Annotated in this window: 13 protein-coding genes; all 13 read right to left on the minus strand. The window is 55.3% G+C overall.

The window, feature by feature from the left end:
- Positions 1–12: 12 nt before the first annotated feature.
- The 13 genes from rplC to nusG all read right to left on the minus strand — a co-directional run bounded on the left by rplC (position 13) and on the right by nusG (position 17216).
- Positions 13–648 carry a 50S ribosomal protein L3 gene (gene rplC / locus GIW28_RS15020; RefSeq protein WP_003194649.1) on the minus strand — a complete coding sequence of 212 codons (636 nt, stop codon included), beginning with the start codon at positions 646–648 and terminating at the stop codon, positions 13–15.
- 81 nt (positions 649–729) lie between these two features.
- Entirely contained in the window at positions 730–1041 is a 312-nt protein-coding gene (rpsJ, locus tag GIW28_RS15025; protein WP_003186070.1) for a 30S ribosomal protein S10, read from the minus strand.
- 159 nt (positions 1042–1200) lie between these two features.
- Positions 1201–2394 carry an elongation factor Tu gene (gene tuf / locus GIW28_RS15030; protein ID WP_003176426.1) on the minus strand — a complete coding sequence of 398 codons (1194 nt, stop codon included), beginning with the start codon at positions 2392–2394 and terminating at the stop codon, positions 1201–1203.
- A gap of 30 nt (positions 2395–2424) precedes the next feature.
- A complete protein-coding gene (fusA, locus tag GIW28_RS15035; RefSeq protein WP_010206921.1) occupies positions 2425–4530 on the minus strand; it encodes an elongation factor G in 2106 nt (701 codons plus the stop codon).
- Between the two features lie 30 nt (positions 4531–4560).
- A complete protein-coding gene (gene rpsG, locus GIW28_RS15040; protein WP_002555493.1) occupies positions 4561–5031 on the minus strand; it encodes a 30S ribosomal protein S7 in 471 nt (156 codons plus the stop codon).
- A gap of 118 nt (positions 5032–5149) precedes the next feature.
- Positions 5150–5521 carry a 30S ribosomal protein S12 gene (gene rpsL, locus GIW28_RS15045; protein ID WP_002555494.1) on the minus strand — a complete coding sequence of 124 codons (372 nt, stop codon included), beginning with the start codon at positions 5519–5521 and terminating at the stop codon, positions 5150–5152.
- A gap of 216 nt (positions 5522–5737) precedes the next feature.
- Complete coding sequence (rpoC, locus tag GIW28_RS15050; RefSeq protein ID WP_017135962.1) at positions 5738–9937, minus strand: DNA-directed RNA polymerase subunit beta'; 4200 nt, start codon at positions 9935–9937, stop codon at positions 5738–5740.
- Positions 9938–10001: 64 nt separating this feature from the next.
- The gene (gene rpoB, locus GIW28_RS15055) at positions 10002–14075 is read right to left on the minus strand and encodes a DNA-directed RNA polymerase subunit beta (protein ID WP_017135961.1); all 4074 of its coding nucleotides are present in this window, start codon (positions 14073–14075) and stop codon (positions 10002–10004) included.
- A 219-nt stretch (positions 14076–14294) separates the two neighbouring features.
- Entirely contained in the window at positions 14295–14660 is a 366-nt protein-coding gene (gene rplL, locus GIW28_RS15060) for a 50S ribosomal protein L7/L12 (RefSeq protein WP_010566858.1), read from the minus strand.
- A gap of 78 nt (positions 14661–14738) precedes the next feature.
- Entirely contained in the window at positions 14739–15239 is a 501-nt protein-coding gene (gene rplJ, locus GIW28_RS15065) for a 50S ribosomal protein L10 (protein WP_003176433.1), read from the minus strand.
- Positions 15240–15438: 199 nt separating this feature from the next.
- Entirely contained in the window at positions 15439–16134 is a 696-nt protein-coding gene (rplA, locus tag GIW28_RS15070) for a 50S ribosomal protein L1 (protein ID WP_003232403.1), read from the minus strand.
- Entirely contained in the window at positions 16134–16565 is a 432-nt protein-coding gene (gene rplK, locus GIW28_RS15075; RefSeq protein WP_003176435.1) for a 50S ribosomal protein L11, read from the minus strand. The genes rplA and rplK overlap by 1 nt, the downstream gene beginning before the upstream one ends.
- 117 nt (positions 16566–16682) lie before the next feature.
- On the minus strand, positions 16683–17216 hold the full coding sequence (gene nusG / locus GIW28_RS15080; RefSeq protein WP_003176436.1) for a transcription termination/antitermination protein NusG: 534 nt from the start codon (positions 17214–17216) through the stop codon (positions 16683–16685).
- Positions 17217–17285 lie beyond the last annotated feature (69 nt).

Below are 17285 nucleotides of genomic sequence, written 5' to 3' on the forward strand. Positions count from 1 at the left end.
GTCAGCTTCCCCTTAACCGCGAGCCTTGGCCGCTGGACGTACAACCAGGTTGCCGCCAGTAGCGCCAGGAACAGCACCCTTGACCAACAACAGATTGCGTTCAGCGTCGACGCGCACTACTTCGAGGGACTGCACGGTCACGCGCTCAGCGCCCATATGACCGGACATTTTTTTGCCCTTGAATACACGACCAGGAGTCTGGCACTGGCCAATAGAGCCCGGGACGCGGTGGGAAACGGAGTTACCGTGAGTGTTGTCTTGGCCACGGAAATTCCAACGCTTGATCGTACCCTGGAAGCCTTTACCCTTGGACTGACCGGTTACATCAACCAGTTGACCAGCGGCGAAGATTTCAGCGTTGATCAGATCGCCAGCCTGGTAGTCGCCGTCTTCGAGACGGAACTCCATAACAGTGCGACCAGCTGCAACGTTTGCTTTAGCGAAGTGACCTGCTTGAGCAGCAGTCACGCGCGAAGCACGACGCTCGCCGACAGTGACTTGCACTGCACGATAGCCATCGGTTTCTTCAGTTTTGAACTGGGTGACGCGATTCGGCTCGATCTCAATGACCGTGACCGGAATGGAGACACCTTCTTCGGTGAAAATACGGGTCATACCGCATTTACGACCGACTACACCAATAGTCATGTTGTAAACCTCATGAGTGTACGGGGCTTTCACCCGCTATGGCCGCCCATTTCAGAGCGTTACACGACTAAGACCCAAGTCTTAGCCGAGGCTGATCTGTACTTCCACACCGGCCGCCAGATCAAGCTTCATAAGTGCATCAACGGTTTTATCCGTTGGCTGGACGATGTCCAGTACGCGCTTATGAGTACGGATCTCGTACTGGTCACGCGCGTCTTTGTTGACGTGCGGGGAGACCAGAACGGTGAACCGCTCTTTACGGGTAGGCAGTGGAATTGGACCACGCACTTGAGCACCAGTACGTTTCGCGGTTTCCACGATTTCCTGGGTGGATTGGTCGATCAGGCGATGGTCAAAAGCCTTCAACCTGATACGGATTTGCTGATTTTGCATTGGATTTCAGACTCCGGCTGCTATTCCCAGCGAGCGCAATACGCCCGTTAAAAGGAGGCGCAATTCTATAGACGGCCCTGATAGGTGTCAACCCAATAAAAAAGGCCCCCGCTGAGCGGGGGCCTTTTCAAAACATCAGAGCTATCTCAGAAGAGATAATTACTCGATGATTTTAGCTACAACGCCAGCACCAACGGTACGGCCGCCTTCACGGATTGCGAAACGCAGGCCGTCTTCCATAGCGATGGTTTTGATCAGGGTGACAACCATTTTGATGTTGTCGCCTGGCATTACCATTTCTACGCCTTCCGGCAGTTCGCAGTTACCGGTTACGTCGGTAGTACGGAAGTAGAACTGTGGACGGTAGCCTTTGAAGAACGGAGTGTGACGGCCGCCTTCTTCTTTGCTCAGCACGTACACTTCAGCTTCGAACTTGGTGTGCGGCTTAACCGAACCTGGCTTAACCAGAACCTGGCCACGCTCAACGTCGTCACGCTTGGTACCACGCAGCAGAACGCCGCAGTTCTCGCCAGCACGACCTTCGTCGAGCAGTTTACGGAACATTTCAACACCGGTGCAGGTGGTGACGGTAGTGTCACGCAGACCAACGATTTCCAGTGGATCTTGAACCTTGACGATACCGCGCTCGATACGACCAGTTACAACAGTACCGCGACCGGAGATCGAGAATACGTCTTCGATTGGCATCAGGAACGGCTTGTCGATAACACGAACTGGATCTGGGATGTAGCTGTCCAGAGTCTCAACCAGTTTACGAACGGACGTGGTGCCCATTTCGTTGTCGTCTTTGCCTTCCAGAGCCATACGAGCAGAACCGATGATGATCGGAGTGTCGTCGCCTGGGAAGTCGTAAGTGCTCAGCAGATCGCGCACTTCCATCTCAACCAGTTCCAGCAGCTCAGCGTCGTCTACCAGGTCGGCCTTGTTCAGGTAAACCACGATGTACGGAACGCCTACCTGACGGGACAGCAGGATGTGCTCACGGGTTTGTGGCATCGGACCATCAGCGGCCGAGCAAACCAGGATCGCGCCGTCCATCTGGGCAGCACCGGTGATCATGTTCTTCACATAGTCAGCGTGACCTGGGCAGTCAACGTGAGCGTAGTGACGGATCAGCGAGTTGTATTCAACGTGCGCGGTGTTGATGGTGATACCACGAGCTTTTTCTTCTGGCGCGCTGTCGATTTTATCGAAATCAACGATTGCGGAACCGAATACTTCGGAGCAAACGCGAGTCAGAGCAGCAGTCAGAGTGGTTTTACCGTGGTCAACGTGACCGATGGTGCCAACGTTGACGTGCGGTAGGGAACGATCAAATTTTTCTTTAGCCACGACAATTAACTCCTTGCCTAAAGGACTGAATCAGCCTTGTTTTTTGGATACAGTTTCAGCGATGTGCGCCGGAGCTGTGTTGTATTTTTTGAATTCCATAGAGTAGCTTGCGCGACCCTGGGACATGGAGCGAACGTCGGTCGCATAACCGAACATCTCACCCAACGGAACCTCGGCGCGAATCACTTTGCCGGAAACCGTGTCTTCCATACCCAAGATCATGCCGCGACGACGGTTAAGGTCGCCCATGACATCACCCATATAGTCTTCAGGTGTAACAACTTCTACCGCCATGATTGGCTCAAGCAACTCACCACCGCCCTTCTGGGCCAGTTGCTTGGTTGCCATGGAAGCAGCCACCTTAAACGCCATCTCGTTGGAGTCGACGTCGTGGTAAGAACCGTCAAAAACGGTTGCTTTCAGGCCGATCAGCGGATAGCCGGCAACAACACCGTTCTTCATCTGCTCTTCGATACCCTTCTGGATAGCAGGGATGTATTCCTTAGGAACAACACCACCCACTACTTCGTTCACGAATTGCAGACCTTCCTGACCTTCGTCAGCAGGAGCAAAACGGATCCAGCAGTGACCGAACTGACCACGACCGCCGGACTGACGAACGAACTTGCCTTCGATTTCACAGTTCTTCGTGATGCGCTCACGATAGGAAACCTGAGGCTTACCGATGTTGGCTTCGACGTTGAACTCACGGCGCATCCGGTCAACCAGGATGTCCAGGTGCAGCTCGCCCATGCCGGAGATGATCGTTTGACCAGTCTCTTCATCAGTCTTGACGCGGAAAGATGGATCTTCCTGAGCAAGTTTGCCCAAAGCGATACCCATTTTTTCCTGGTCATCCTTGGTCTTAGGCTCTACGGCAACCGAAATAACCGGCTCCGGGAAGTCCATGCGAACCAGGATGATTGGCTTGGCAGCGTCGCACAAAGTCTCACCAGTGGTGACGTCCTTCATGCCGATCAGGGCCGCGATGTCACCAGCGCGTACTTCCTTGATCTCTTCACGGGCGTTTGCGTGCATTTGCACCATACGACCCACGCGCTCTTTCTTGCCTTTAACCGAGTTGATCACGCCGTCGCCGGATGCCAACACGCCCGAGTAAACACGGACGAAGGTCAAAGTACCCACGAATGGGTCGGTAGCGATCTTGAACGCCAGGGCCGAGAACGGCTCGCTGTCGTCTGCATGACGCTCCATTTCTTCTTCCTCGTTATCAGGGTTGGTACCCTTGATAGCAGGAATATCGGTTGGAGCAGGCAGGTAGTCGATCACAGCATCGAGAACCAGGGGAACGCCCTTGTTCTTGAACGAGGAACCGCAAACAGCCAAGACGATCTCACCAGCGATAGTACGCTGACGCAGAGCGGCCTTGATTTCCACGTTGGTGAGTTCTTCACCCTCGAGGTACTTGTTCATCAGCTCTTCGCTGGCTTCGGCCGCAGCCTCAACCATGTTGTTGCGCCACTCGTCAGCCAGTTCCTGCAGTTCTGCAGGGATAGGCTTACGAACAGGAACCATACCTTTGTCGGAGTCATTCCAGTAAACAGCTTCCATGTTGATCAGATCGATCTGACCCTGGAAGTTGTCTTCGGAACCGATTGCCAATTGAATTGGCACCGGAGTGTGACCCAGGCGCTGTTTGATCTGACCGATCACGCGCAGGAAGTTGGCACCAGCACGGTCCATCTTGTTTACGTAAACAAGACGTGGAACGCCGTACTTGTTGGCTTGACGCCATACGGTTTCCGACTGAGGCTCAACACCCGAGGTACCGCAGAACACAACGACAGCGCCGTCGAGTACGCGCAGGGAACGCTCAACTTCAATGGTGAAGTCTACGTGGCCTGGTGTATCGATTACGTTGAAGCGATGCTCGTCTTTGTACTGCTTCTCGGAACCCTTCCAGAAGGCGGTAATAGCAGCAGAAGTAATGGTAATACCACGCTCCTGCTCCTGAACCATCCAGTCTGTGGTCGCGGCGCCGTCATGCACCTCGCCCATTTTGTGACTTTTGCCGGTGTAAAACAGTACGCGCTCGGTGGTGGTGGTTTTACCAGCATCCACGTGAGCAACGATACCGATGTTACGGTAGCGGCTAATCGGAGTAGTACGAGCCATAAAGCCCTCGCAAAATTAGTGAAGCTAAGATTAGAAGCGGTAGTGCGAGAAAGCTTTGTTAGCTTCAGCCATACGGTGCACGTCTTCACGCTTCTTAACAGCAGCACCTTTACCTTCAGCGGCGTCCAACAGCTCGCCGGCCAAACGCAGAGCCATAGACTTCTCGCCGCGCTTACGGGCGAAGTCTACCAACCAGCGCATTGCCAGAGCGTTACGACGGGACGGACGAACTTCGACCGGAACCTGGTAAGTAGCACCGCCTACACGGCGCGACTTCACTTCGACCAGCGGAGCGATGGCGTCGAGAGCTTTCTCGAAGATTTCCAGGGGGTCGCTGTTCTTGCGTTCTTTAACCTTTTCCAGCGCGCCATAAACGATACGCTCGGCAACGGCTTTCTTGCCGCTTTCCATCACGTGGTTCATGAACTTGGCCAGAATTTGGCTTCCGTATTTTGGATCGTCAAGCACTTCGCGCTTGGCTGCTACGCGTCTTCTTGGCATGGATAAGCCCTCAAACGGTCTTCAGGTTCGCTCGGAATCGGTGCCCTTTCGGGACGCCTCCGACCTTACTCTTATCGACTCAGAAAATAAGATGATTCAGTTTTACAAAAAGCCGCTACTACTTAGGCTTCTTGGTACCGTACTTCGAACGACCCTGGTTACGACCTTTAACGCCGGAAGTATCCAAGGAGCCGCGTACGGTGTGGTAACGAACACCTGGCAAGTCTTTTACACGACCGCCGCGGATCAGTACCACGCTGTGCTCTTGCAGGTTGTGGCCTTCACCGCCGATGTACGAGGAAACCTCGAAACCGTTGGTCAGACGCACACGGCATACTTTACGCAGTGCCGAGTTAGGTTTTTTCGGCGTGGTGGTATACACACGAGTGCATACGCCACGACGTTGCGGGCAGTTCTGCAGCGCAGGTACGTCGGATTTCTCGACGATACGCTTACGCGGCTGACGTACCAGCTGGTTGATAGTTGCCATCTACTAGCTCCACTGTTGTCTTGCGACGCTATTGTCTTGCAAGAAAAGCAAAATGGCAGGAACGAATTCCCGCCAAATTTAGGGGTACAAGAGTCTAAAGAGGATCTTGCCCCCAGTCAAGGCAAGGCCCCGACCTCCCCTCTCATCGAACCGGGACAAAAATGCCTCGATCCGACGAATGGGGCTGCCAGGGCCCAGACTTATTTATCGCAGAACTCAGTTACCGCTTGAGTTCAGCGCTTCGGTCAGTGCAGCTTCCACTTCACTGGCGCTTACGCGCAGCGGTTTGTCAGCATCACGGCGGCGCTTGCGCTCGCTGTGGTAAGCCAAACCGGTACCTGCCGGGATCAAACGACCCACGACTACGTTTTCTTTCAGGCCGCGCAGGTAATCGCGCTTGCCGGTCACCGCTGCTTCGGTCAGTACGCGAGTGGTCTCCTGGAAGGAGGCCGCCGAGATGAACGACTCAGTGGACAACGACGCCTTGGTGATACCCAGCAACACACGAGTGAACTTGGAGACAAATTTGTCTTCCGCGCCCAGACGTTCGTTTTCTACCAGTACGTGAGTCAGTTCCATCTGGTCGCCCTTGATGAAACTGGAATCGCCGGATTCAGCGATTTCAACTTTACGCAGCATCTGACGCAGGATGGTCTCGATGTGCTTATCGTTGATCTTCACGCCTTGCAGACGGTAAACGTCCTGGATCTCGTTAACGATGTACTTGGCCAGCGCACTCACACCCAGCAGACGCAGGATGTCGTGTGGATCGCTCGGGCCGTCGGAGATAACTTCGCCGCGGTTTACCTGTTCGCCTTCGAAGACGTTCAGGTGACGCCACTTCGGAATCAGCTCTTCGTACGGATCAGTACCATCGTTCGGGGTAATGACCAGACGGCGCTTGCCTTTGGTCTCTTTACCGAACGCGATGGTGCCGCTGACTTCAGCCAGAATCGACGCTTCTTTCGGACGACGAGCTTCGAACAAGTCGGCAACACGCGGCAGACCACCGGTGATGTCGCGAGTCTTCGAAGTTTCTTGCGGGATACGCGCGATAACATCACCGATCGCGATCTTCGCACCATCCGCTACACCGACCAGGGCGTTGGCTGGCAGGAAGTACTGAGCAATTACGTCAGTGCCTGGCAGCAACAAGTCCTTGCCGTTATCGTCAACCATCTTAACGGCAGGACGGATGTCTTTACCGGCAGCTGGACGATCTTTCGCGTCGAGTACTTCAATGTTGGTCATACCGGTCAATTCGTCAGTCTGACGCTTGATCGTGATGCCTTCTTCCATGCCCACGTAGGTCACGGTACCTTTCATTTCGGTAACGATTGGGTGAGTGTGCGGATCCCACTTGGCCACGATTGCGCCAGCGTCGACCTTGTCACCTTCTTTAACCGAGATCACAGCACCGTACGGCAGCTTGTAACGCTCGCGCTCACGACCGTAGTCATCAGCGATTGCCAGCTCACCGGAACGGGACACAGCAACCAGGCAACCATCCACTCGCTCAACGTGTTTCAGGTTGTGCAGACGGACAGTACCGCCGTTCTTCACCTGAACGCTGTCAGCTGCGGAGGTCCGGCTTGCCGCACCACCGATGTGGAACGTACGCATGGTCAGCTGGGTACCCGGCTCACCGATGGACTGGGCAGCAATTACGCCAACCGCTTCACCGATGTTCACCTGGTGACCACGAGCCAAGTCACGGCCGTAGCACTTGGCGCAAATGCCGTAGCGGGTTTCGCAGCTGATCGGCGAGCGAACAATCACTTCGTCGATGCTGTTGAGTTCGATGAACTCGACCCACTTTTCATCCACCAGGGTGCCAGCAGGAACGATAACTTCCTCGGTACCTGGCTTGAATACGTCACGGGCAATTACTCGACCCAGTACGCGCTCACCCAACGGTTCTACAACGTCGCCGCCTTCGATGTGCGGAGTCATCAGCAGACCGTGTTCGGTGCCGCAGTCAACTTCAGTCACAACCAAGTCTTGCGCAACGTCTACCAGACGACGAGTCAGGTAACCGGAGTTAGCCGTTTTCAACGCGGTATCCGCAAGACCCTTACGAGCACCGTGAGTGGAGATGAAGTACTGAAGTACGCTCAAACCTTCACGGAAGTTCGCAGTAATCGGCGTTTCGATGATGGAGCCGTCCGGCTTGGCCATCAGGCCACGCATACCGGCGAGCTGACGGATCTGCGCAGCAGAACCCCGTGCGCCCGAGTCGGCCATCATGTACATCGAGTTGAACGACTCTTGATCGACTTCTACGCCATGACGGTCGATAACCTTCTCTTTCGAGAGGTTAGCCATCATCGCCTTCGACACTTCGTCGTTGGCCTTGGACCAAAGGTCGATCACTTTGTTGTACTTCTCGCCCTGGGTTACCAGGCCGGAGGCGTACTGGCTTTCGATTTCTTTCACTTCATCAGTTGCAGCATTGATGATCTGGGCTTTTTCATCCGGGATAACGAAGTCGTTAACACCGATGGAAACGCCGGAAATGGTCGAATAAGCAAAGCCGGTGTACATCAGCTGGTCAGCGAAGATCACGGTCTCTTTCAAACCAACCACGCGGTAGCACTGGTTGATCAGCTTGGAGATCGCCTTTTTCTTCATCGGCAAGTTGACGACGTCGTACGACAGGCCTTTTGGCACAACTTGATACAGCAAGGCACGGCCGACAGTGGTGTCGACAATACGGGTGCCGCTCACGCTGCCGCCATCACGGTCGTTGACGGTTTCGTTGATCCGCACTTTGACCTTGGCGTGCAGTGCGGCTTCGCCGGCACGGAACACACGGTCAACTTCTTGCAGGTCAGCGAACACACGACCTTCACCTTTGGCGTTGATCGCTTCACGAGTCATGTAGTACAGACCCAATACAACGTCCTGCGACGGAACGATGATTGGCTCACCGTTGGCTGGCGACAGAATGTTGTTGGTCGACATCATCAACGCGCGCGCTTCCAACTGGGCTTCCAGTGTCAGCGGTACGTGCACGGCCATTTGGTCGCCGTCGAAGTCGGCGTTGTACGCAGCACAGACCAGAGGGTGCAGCTGGATAGCCTTACCTTCGATCAGTACTGGTTCAAACGCCTGGATACCCAGACGGTGAAGGGTCGGTGCACGGTTGAGGAGAACCGGGTGTTCGCGAATCACTTCAGCGAGAACGTCCCAAACCTCTGGCAGTTCGCGCTCGACCATTTTCTTGGCCGCTTTGATGGTGGTCGCGAGACCGCGCATTTCCAGCTTGCCGAAGATGAATGGCTTGAACAGCTCAAGTGCCATCTTCTTGGGCAGACCGCACTGGTGCAGACGCAGGGTCGGGCCTACGGTAATTACCGAACGACCGGAGTAGTCAACACGCTTACCGAGCAAGTTCTGACGGAAACGACCTTGCTTACCCTTGATCATGTCAGCCAGGGATTTCAGAGGACGCTTGTTGGAACCGGTGATAGCGCGGCCACGACGGCCGTTGTCGAGCAAGGCATCGACAGCTTCTTGCAACATACGCTTTTCGTTGCGCACGATGATGTCCGGAGCGGACAGATCGAGCAGGCGCTTCAAGCGGTTGTTACGGTTGATCACGCGGCGGTACAGGTCGTTGAGGTCGGACGTCGCGAAACGACCACCGTCCAACGGTACCAGCGGACGCAGGTCTGGCGGCAGAACCGGCAGAACGGTCAGCACCATCCACTCTGGCAAGTTGCCGGAACCCTGGAAGGCTTCCATCAACTTCAGACGCTTGGACAGCTTCTTGATCTTGGTTTCGGAGTTGGTTTGCGGAATTTCTTCGCGCAGACGGCCAATCTCGTGCTCCAGGTCGATAGCGTGCAGCAGCTCGCGGACAGCCTCGGCACCCATACGGGCATCAAAGTCGTCGCCGAATTCTTCCAGCGCTTCGAAGTACTGCTCGTCGTTCAGCAGCTGACCTTTTTCAAGGGTGGTCATGCCTGGATCGATAACGACATAGCTCTCGAAGTAGAGAACGCGCTCGATATCACGCAGGGTCATGTCCATCAGCAAGCCGATACGGGACGGCAGCGATTTCAGGAACCAGATGTGGGCAACCGGCGAAGCCAGTTCGATGTGCGCCATGCGCTCACGACGAACCTTGGCCAGTGCAACTTCAACGCCGCACTTCTCGCAGATCACACCACGGTGCTTCAAGCGCTTGTACTTACCGCACAGGCACTCGTAATCCTTTACCGGGCCAAAGATCTTGGCGCAGAACAGGCCGTCACGCTCAGGTTTGAACGTACGGTAGTTGATGGTTTCCGGCTTTTTAACTTCACCGAACGACCACGAACGGATCATCTCAGGCGATGCCAACCCAATACGGATGGCGTCGAACTCTTCGACTTGACCCTGGTTTTTCAGCAAATTCAGTAGGTCTTTCAAGGCCTTTCCTCCTGGCGGAGCAGAGAGCGGGCTAAACAACCCCGCTCTCGATTCGCGTCACGTGTTATTCGGTTTCCAGATCGATATCGATGCCGAGGGAACGAATTTCTTTGATCAACACGTTGAAGGACTCGGGCATGCCCGGCTCCATACGGTGATCGCCGTCCACGATGTTTTTGTACATCTTGGTCCGACCGTTCACATCGTCCGACTTCACTGTGAGCATTTCTTGCAGAGTGTATGCAGCACCGTATGCTTCCAGTGCCCAGACCTCCATCTCCCCGAAACGCTGACCACCGAACTGAGCCTTACCACCCAGCGGCTGCTGGGTAACCAGGCTGTACGAACCGGTAGAACGAGCGTGCATCTTGTCGTCTACCAAGTGGTTCAGCTTCAGCATGTACATGTAGCCAACAGTAACCGGGCGCTCAAACTTGTTGCCGGTACGGCCGTCGAACAGCTGCATCTGGCCGCTTTCTGGCAGGTCTGCCAGTTTCAGCATGGCCTTGATTTCGCTTTCCTTGGCACCGTCGAACACCGGGGTAGCCATTGGAACGCCGCCGCGCAGGTTCTTCGCCAGGTCCAGGATTTCCTGGTCGGAGAAGGTGTCCAGCTCTTCGTTGCGACCGCCGATCTCGTTGTAGATCTCGTGCAGGAACTTACGCAGGTCAGCAACCTTGCGCTGCTCTTCGATCATACGGTTGATCTTCTCGCCCAGACCTTTGGCCGCGAGGCCCAGGTGGGTTTCGAGGATCTGACCAACGTTCATACGCGAAGGTACGCCCAACGGGTTGAGGACGACGTCGACCGGGGTGCCATTGGCATCGTGCGGCATGTCTTCAACCGGCATGATCACGGAGACCACACCTTTGTTACCGTGACGACCGGCCATCTTGTCGCCCGGCTGGATGCGGCGACGGATTGCCAGGTAAACCTTGACGATTTTCAGCACGCCTGGAGCCAGGTCATCGCCCTGCTGCAGTTTGCGCTTCTTGTCTTCGAACTTGTCGTCCAGCAGACGGCGGCGATCAACGATGTAGGCCTGGGCCTTCTCGAGCTGCTCGTTCAGAGCATCTTCAGCCATGCGCAGTTTGAACCACTGGCCGTGCTCAAGACCGTCGAGTACTTCGTCGGTGATGTCCTGACCTTTCTTCAGACCTGCGCCGCCTTCAGCCTTGTGGCCTACCAGAGCGGAACGCAGACGTTCGAAGGTCGCGCCTTCAACGATACGGAACTCTTCGTTCAGGTCCTTGCGGATCTCGTCGAGTTGAGTCTTCTCGATGGACAGTGCACGAGCATCACGCTCAACGCCGTCACGGGTGAAGACCTGTACGTCGATAACAGTACCCTTGGTACCGGTAGGTACACGCAGGGAGGTGTCTTTAACGTCGCTGGCTTTTTCACCGAAGATGGCACGCAGCAGCTTCTCTTCCGGAGTCAGTTGGGTCTCGCCTTTCGGAGTGACCTTACCTACCAGGATGTCGCCTGCGCCAACTTCAGCACCTACGTAAACGATACCGGCTTCGTCCAGCTTGTTCAGTGCAGCTTCACCCACGTTAGGGATGTCTGCAGTGATTTCCTCTGGCCCAAGCTTGGTATCACGTGCCACACAGGTCAGTTCCTGAATGTGGATCGTGGTGAAACGGTCTTCTTGAACAACACGCTCGGACAGGCAGATGGAGTCTTCGAAGTTGAAGCCGTTCCATGCCATGAACGCGATGCGCATGTTCTGACCCAGAGCCAGTTCACCCATGTCGGTGGACGGGCCGTCGGCCATGATGTCGCTACGCTGAACGCGGTCACCCTTGCTCACCAGCGGACGCTGGTTGATGCAGGTGTTCTGGTTCGAGCGGGTGTATTTGGTCAGGTTGTAGATGTCGACACCGGCTTCGCCAGTTTCAACTTCATCATCGGCAACACGAACCACGATACGGCTGGCATCAACGGAGTCGATCACGCCGCCACGACGGGCTACGACGCAAACGCCGGAGTCACGGGCTACGTTACGCTCCATGCCGGTACCTACCAGCGGCTTGTCAGCGCGCAGGGTTGGTACAGCTTGACGCTGCATGTTGGAACCCATCAACGCACGGTTGGCGTCATCGTGTTCCAGGAACGGGATCAGCGACGCTGCAACCGAAACTACCTGCTTCGGCGAAACGTCCATCAAGGTGACGTCTTCCGGCGCCTTGACGGTGAACTCGTTCAAGTGACGAACAGCTACCAGCTCGTCGATCAGGACTTTCTTGTCGTTCATCGTGGCCGAAGCCTGAGCGATCACGTGATCAGCTTCTTCGATGGCGGACAGGAATACGATCTCGTCGGTGACCAGAGCGTCTTTCACCACGCGGTACGGGCTCTCGAGGAAGCCGTACTGGTTGGTGCGCGCATAAGCGGCCAGGGAGTTGATCAGACCGATGTTCGGACCTTCCGGCGTTTCGATCGGGCAAACACGACCGTAGTGCGTCGGGTGTACGTCACGAACTTCAAAGCCAGCACGCTCACGGGTCAGACCGCCCGGGCCCAGTGCAGAAACACGGCGCTTGTGGGTGATCTCGGAGAGCGGGTTGTTCTGGTCCATGAACTGGGAAAGCTGGCTGGAACCGAAGAACTCTTTCACTGCCGCAGCCACTGGCTTGGCGTTGATCAGGTCTTGCGGCATCAGGCCTTCGCTTTCAGCCATCGACAGACGCTCTTTGACCGCACGTTCAACACGCACAAGGCCAACGCGGAACTGGTTTTCGGCCATTTCGCCTACGCAGCGAACACGACGGTTACCCAGGTGGTCGATGTCATCGACGATGCCTTTACCGTTACGGATGTCGACCAGAGTCTTCAGTACCGCGACGATATCTTCCTTGCACAGCACGCCCGAACCTTCGATCTCGGTACGACCGATACGACGGTTGAACTTCATCCGGCCGACCGCAGACAGGTCATAACGCTCAGGGCTGAAGAACAGGTTGTTGAACAGGGTCTCGGCAGCGTCTTTGGTCGGTGGCTCACCAGGACGCATCATGCGATAGATCTCGACCAGCGCTTCCAATTGGTTGCTGGTGGAGTCGATCTTCAGTGTGTCGGAGATGAACGGACCGCAGTCGATGTCGTTGGTGTACAGGGTCTCGATGCGAACAACCTGGGCCTTGGCGATTTTTGCCAGGATTTCGGTGTTCAGCTCGGTGTTGCACTCAGCCAGGATTTCGCCTGTAGCCGGGTGAACGATAACCTTGGCGGTGGTGCGACCCAGGACGTAGTCCAGAGGCACTTCCAGCGACTTGATGCCGGCTTTTTCGATCTGGTTGATGTGGCGCGCAGTAATACGACGACCCGCTTCAACGATCACTTTGCCGTTTTCGTCCTGAATGTCCAGAACGGCAATTTCACCACGCAGACGCGAAGCAATCAGCTCCAGGCTGAGGGTTTCATCCTTCAGGCTGAATACGTTGGTGGTGTAGAAAGCGTCCAGCACCTGCTCAGTGGTGTAACCGAGCGCGCGCAGCAGTACCGAGGCCGGCAGCTTGCGACGACGGTCGATACGCACGAACACGCAGTCTTTCGGGTCGAACTCGAAGTCCAACCACGAACCGCGGTACGGAATGATCCGCGCGGAGTACAGGAGTTTACCGGAGCTGTGCGTCTTGCCGCGGTCGTGGTCGAAGAACACGCCCGGGGAACGGTGCAGCTGGGAAACAATAACACGCTCGGTACCGTTGATTACGAAGGTACCGTTTTCAGTCATCAGTGGGATTTCGCCCATGTAGACTTCTTGCTCTTTGATGTCCTTGATCGCTTTGTTCGACGATTCTTTGTCGAAAATGATCAGGCGGACTTTTACCCGCAAAGGTACGGCGTACGTAACACCGCGCAACACGCATTCTTTGACATCAAATGCCGGTTCGCCCAGGCGATAACCCACGTACTCCAGCGCAGCATTGCCGGAGTAGCTGATGATCGGGAAAACGGATTTGAAGGCCGCATGCAGGCCCACGTCGCGGAACTGATCTTTGGTCGCTCCCGCCTGCAAGAATTCACGATACGAATCCAGCTGGATAGCCAGAAGGTACGGGACATCCATGACGTCCGGCAACTTGCTAAAGTCCTTGCGGATACGTTTTTTCTCAGTATATGAGTAAGCCATCAGCGTTCCCCAGCTTGGTCACCTGCTTGTTTGGCCCCTCCGACGGGAGCAGCCAGAAAATCTTGCAAACCCCATGGTTTGCACCACCGCATCGGGTGGTTACAGCGCGTAATTGGCGGCGACCGAGTCGACAGCCAAGAACGGAAAAAGGCCGGTGGCAAGAGCCACCAGCCATCAGCCTTCAGCTTAACGCTTGGGCTGGAGACGCAAGGTCGATGCTTACTTCAGCTCGACTTTAGCGCCTGCTTCTTCCAGCACTGCTTTAGCTTTGTCAGCGGCGTCTTTCGACACTGCTTCCAGAACCTGGGCAGGAGCGCCGTCAACTACAGCCTTGGCTTCTTTCAGGCCCAGACCGGTCAGTTCACGAACTGCCTTGATCACGTTTACTTTCTTCTCGCCAGCTTCCAGCAGCATGACGTTGAATTCGGTTTGCTCTTCAGCAGCAACAGCAGCAACAGCTGGGCCAGCGGAAGCAGCGGCAGCGGAAACGCCGAATTTTTCTTCGAAAGCTTTGATCAGCTCAACAACCTGCAGAACCGACATTTCAGCTACGGCGTTGAGGATATCTTCTTGGGAGATAGACATTACTGTATTTCCTGAATTGGGGGACGGCCTACGCGGCCATCGAAATAAACAAAAATACGCGAAAGGAGGTGCTCAGCCTTAGGCTGCGGCAGCTTCTTTTTGCTCGCGAACTGCGGCCAGAGTACGAGCCAACTTGCTGGTAGCGCCTTGAATCACGCTCATCAGCTGAGAAATAGCTTCGTTACGGGTCGGCAGTGTTGCCAGTACGTCGATTTGGTTAGCTGCGAGGAACTTGCCCTCGAACGCAGCTGCCTTGATCTCGAACTTATCCTGACTCTTGGCGAATTCCTTGAACAAACGGGCAGCAGCACCCGGGTGATCTTTGGAGAACGCGATCAGAGTCGGGCCGGTGAACACGTCATTGAGAACACTGTATTCAGTGTCAGCAACAGCGCGCTTGAGCAGGGTGTTACGTACAACACGTACGTATACGCCAGCTTCACGAGCCTCTTTACGGAGTCCGGTCATAGCGCCTACTGTCACACCACGGGCATCAGCCACGACAGCGGACAGAGCAGCTTTGGCAGCCTCGTTGACTTCAGCGACGATGGCCTTCTTGTCTTCGAGATTAATTGCCACGGGTTTAACTCCTGCTTGTTACCGTTTCATCTGGCCGAAGCCGGATGTCGTTTTGGTGTCTGATTCGGTAAGGAACCGGGAGCACCATCTGCGTAGGCTTGAGGTTTAAGGCTTGCGCCGCCTACGGTCTTGGATAGCCCCCGCCAGGCAGGGACCCCAATTTTTTCAATTGGCGCGATCTCTCGCACCAACGTATTTCTTATACGTCCAGCGAGCCTTGGTCGATGACCAGACCTGGGCCCATAGTGGTGCTCAGGGTAACGCGCTTGACGTAGATACCTTTCGAAGAAGCTGGCTTGATACGCTTCAGATCAGCGATCAGGGCTTCAACGTTTTCCTTCAGCTTGACGGCATCGAAGCCGACTTTGCCAACGGAGGTGTGAATGATGCCGTTTTTGTCGGTGCGATAACGAACCTGACCAGCCTTGGCGTTTTTAACCGCGGTAGCTACGTCTGGCGTTACGGTGCCGACTTTAGGGTTAGGCATCAGACCACGTGGACCGAGGATCTGACCCAACTGACCTACAACGCGCATTGCATCCGGGGAAGCAATAACTACGTCGTAGTTCAGGTCGCCGCCTTTCATTTCGGCAGCCAGGTCGTCCATGCCAACGCGATCAGCGCCGGCGGCCAGAGCAGCTTCAGCTGCCGGGCCTTGGGTGAAGACAGCAACACGTACAGTCTTGCCAGTACCGTGTGGCAGCACAGTAGCGCTACGAACGACCTGGTCGGATTTACGTGGGTCAACACCCAGGTTTACAGCAACGTCAACGGACTCGCTGAACTTGACAGTCGACAGCTCGGTCAGCAGGGCAGCGGCGTCTACAAAGTTGTAGGCCTTGCCTGCTTCGATTTTGCCGGCGATAGCCTTTTGGCGCTTGGTCAGCTTAGCCATTACACACCCTCCACGTTAAGGCCCATGCTACGAGCAGAACCGGCGATGGTACGCACGGCTGCATCCATATCAGCTGCAGTCAGATCCGCGTTTTTGGTTTTCGCGATTTCTTCCAGCTGAGCACGAGTTACGGTGCCAACCTTAACGGTGTTAGGACGAGCGGAACCGCTAGTCAGACCAGCAGCTTTCTTCAGCAAAACCGAAGCCGGGGTCGACTTGGTTTCGAAAGTGAAGCTACGGTCGCTGTATACAGTGATGATCACTGGAGTCGGCAGACCTGGCTCAAGACCCTGAGTACGGGCGTTGAAGGCCTTGCAGAATTCCATGATGTTCACGCCGTGCTGACCCAGAGCCGGGCCGACAGGTGGACTTGGGTTGGCCTGAGCGGCCTTCACTTGCAGCTTGATGTAAGCGGTAATCTTCTTGGCCATGAGGCACTCCAATTACGGGTTCAAACGCCTCGAAAGGCTCCCCGGTTACTTGCGCGTTTATCCCAGTGACGACAAAACCCCACAGCCTAAGGCTGCGGGGTTGGGATGCTTGCTCAGCTAGACCTTCTCGACCTGGCTGAACTCCAACTCTACCGGAGTAGAGCGACCGAAAATGAGCACTGCCACTTGGATCCGGCTCTTTTCGTAGTTAACTTCTTCGACGGTGCCGTTGAAATCAGCAAACGGACCATCTGTGACACGAACAACCTCACCCGGCTCGAACAACGTCTTCGGCTTAGGCTTGTCGCTACCGTCAGCAACGCGACGCAGAATTGCTTCCGCCTCTTTGTCGGTGATCGGAGCAGGCTTATCAGCAGTACCGCCGATGAAACCCATGACACGAGGAGTGTCCTTGACCAAGTGCCAAGTACCTTCATTCATGTCCATCTGAACCAGCACGTAGCCAGGGAAGAACTTGCGTTCGCTTTTGCGCTTCTGACCATTCCGCATTTCAACCACTTCTTCAGTGGGAACCAGAATTTCGCCGAAGCCATCTTCCATGCCTGCAAGCTTTACGCGCTCTAGCAAAGAGCGCATAACATGCTTCTCGTAACCCGAGTAAGCATGCACAACGTACCAACGCTTAGCCACGGGACACCCTTAGCCAACAATCAAGGAAACAAGCCAGCCGAGCAGGGAATCAAGCCCCCACAACAGCAA

The organism is Pseudomonas sp. PA-5-4B (assembly GCF_021606215.1).
GTDB lineage: Bacteria > Pseudomonadota > Gammaproteobacteria > Pseudomonadales > Pseudomonadaceae > Aquipseudomonas > Aquipseudomonas edaphica.

Bases quoted from the DNA above. Each gene is read 5' to 3' on its own strand.
- rplC (WP_003194649.1), bottom strand. From the start codon at position 648: ATGACTATTGGTGTAGTCGGTCGTAAATGCGGTATGACCCGTATTTTC.
- rpsJ (WP_003186070.1), bottom strand. From the start codon at position 1,041: ATGCAAAATCAGCAAATCCGTATCAGGTTGAAGGCTTTTGACCATCGC.
- fusA (WP_010206921.1), bottom strand. From the start codon at position 4,530: ATGGCTCGTACTACTCCGATTAGCCGCTACCGTAACATCGGTATCGTT.
- rpsG (WP_002555493.1), bottom strand. From the start codon at position 5,031: ATGCCAAGAAGACGCGTAGCAGCCAAGCGCGAAGTGCTTGACGATCCA.
- rpsL (WP_002555494.1), bottom strand. From the start codon at position 5,521: ATGGCAACTATCAACCAGCTGGTACGTCAGCCGCGTAAGCGTATCGTC.
- rpoB (WP_017135961.1), bottom strand. From the start codon at position 14,075: ATGGCTTACTCATATACTGAGAAAAAACGTATCCGCAAGGACTTTAGC.
- rplL (WP_010566858.1), bottom strand. From the start codon at position 14,660: ATGTCTATCTCCCAAGAAGATATCCTCAACGCCGTAGCTGAAATGTCG.
- rplA (WP_003232403.1), bottom strand. From the start codon at position 16,134: ATGGCTAAGCTGACCAAGCGCCAAAAGGCTATCGCCGGCAAAATCGAA.
- rplK (WP_003176435.1), bottom strand. From the start codon at position 16,565: ATGGCCAAGAAGATTACCGCTTACATCAAGCTGCAAGTGAAGGCCGCT.